General features: G+C 56.8%; 1 pseudogene. It reads right to left on the bottom strand.

The features are described from left to right. Nucleotides 1-2164 (bottom strand): annotated as a pseudogene (locus DT73_RS26430) (hypothetical protein); the annotation flags it as partial.

Genomic DNA, 2164 nt, shown 5'->3' on the forward strand with positions numbered 1-2164 from the left:
GCCGTCGCCTGAGCACCGGAAACCTGTTTCAGTGCCCGGTCAAGTTCGGCAGAGGTGGAGACATTCAGGCTGCTGTACAGGCTGTTGCTGGTGTAGCCGTTATCCAGCGCCGCAGCCACACCAGACAGGGTTTTATCCGTGATAACCTCCGCGTAGTCGTTTTTGGTCATGGTCACGTCCACATTGCCGTCGGCGTTTTTATGCCCCTGCGCGTTCCACACCACAGTCTGTGAACCGATGTTCTCTGCCCCGCTGATGCTGTTGCCGGTGAAGACATCGCTGAAGGTGATTTCTTTCGCCGCCGTGCCCGCCGTAAACCCGGCGCTGATGGTCACCGTGCTGTCAATATGCAGGTTGTTGCCCCCCAGTTTCCCGGCCGTGCCGTCAGCATTGGTGCCGATAACATAGTTGTTGACCAGGCTGGCACCGTTTTCAGTGGGGGCGGTGGGAGGGTTCGGGGTGCTGATGTTGCCCGGCGTACTGACATTTGGCCTGGAGAAATCATCCCCTTCAACAATGGCCTGGGTGCTGTCCGGGTGATAAAGGGCGCTGTTGGTACCGTGAAGATTGACCGCACCGAAATTGTACAGCGTGCCTTTAACGTTAAAGGCGTAAGAGTCGTCGGCCCAGACGTTAATCTCACCGCCGCTGTTGTTATAGAATATCCCCGTGGCCGCCGTGCCGTAGACACCGGTCAGTCCGGTTCCGTTGGTGCCGTCCTGTTTCCCCTGCTCAGTCCCGACGTTAATCACGCCGTCGTTAATCATCCGGCGGGGGCCGGTCGCCGTGGAGCCGCCCATATTCACCGCTTTAGCATCGCTTCCCTGAACGGTGATTTCACCGGCATTGTAGAAGTGATAACCCCTGCCGGCCACAACCAGCGAATCGTTAAGGGACGCGTCCATCACGCCCCGGATGACCCCTGTTTCGGTATTTGCCATCCAGGTCTGGGAGGAGCCGGAGGCGGCCGTAGCCTTCATGGCATACCATCCGTCGCTGGCCGTCAGGGTACCCGCATTGACAATGGCAGGCGTGACGCTGGTAGGAGTCTGCCGCATTAAAACACTGCTTTCGGCCGTTTCCGGCGTGGCGGCAACAGTATTGTAGATATGCCCGCCCTGCTGGTTATAAATATTGGCGGCCTGCATGCCACTCACTCCCGCCTCTGTTACGGCAATCGTGCCGTTGTTGATAAGGACGTGGGACTGACTGCCGCCCCCTTTCACGGAGCCGAAAATAGTGCCATCGTTACGGAAGGTCTGGCTGACAATATGTGCGTTAATGACCCCGTCTTCAAGATTTACGCCCTTAACAATGCTCATGCTGTCGGCGGTAAGGGTGCCGCTGTTGAGCAGCGTGTTACCGGTCATCTCACCCACCACCAGTGTTCCGGCGTTGTTCAGGCTGCCGCCGGTCAGGGTGGTAACTGACAGACTGCCAAAGTTCTGCAGCCAGTTTTCCACCGCCAGTTCACCGTCAAATATGGCGTCGCCATAGCTGGCACTGTTCTGCAGTAACAGCCAGGGAAGGGACTCATCACGCCAGGTGTGGCTTTCACCTTCTGCAGTCAGCACCGGCGTGGTAATCAGCACATAGTCAGACTCCAGAGAGGGGGAACCCCAGTTCGGGTCGCCGTTGTTTATCGGGCTGCCGTTAAAATTCACCGTGCCAAAGTTAAACACCTTACCGTTGCCTGATGTGTAAAACGCCAGGCCGAGGTCAGTATTAATATTAATCACACCGGTGGTGTCGTTGATCGCCATGCCGTTATCTATGGCGGCCATCGCGTAGATCCAGCCCTGCTCGTCATGGCTGCCGTCTGACTCAAGATTGATGGTACCCTGGTTGATGGCAAGGGCGGAGCCGTCGGCATACATTCCTGTACCTGAATTGGTCACCTGAATGGTGCCCGTATTCAGCATGCTTCCGCCGTTACGCAGATGCATCCCGGTACCGCGCATTGCCAAACTGTTGATGCGCCCGCCGGGATCTTCCGGCTTGAAGAGGGTTTTGGTGCCATCCGGCTCCAGGTTCTCGTCCAGATGAAGCTGCATGCCGTCAACGGTAATAGAACCTTCATTAATCAGCGTACCTTTCTGGGCAGTCATACCATGGGTACCGGCTCCGGCCATGTTAATGATGCCTTCTGAGGCATTCACTGAAA

This window comes from Mangrovibacter sp. MFB070, assembly GCF_000705335.1.
Taxonomy (GTDB): Bacteria; Pseudomonadota; Gammaproteobacteria; order Enterobacterales; family Enterobacteriaceae; genus Mangrovibacter; species Mangrovibacter plantisponsor.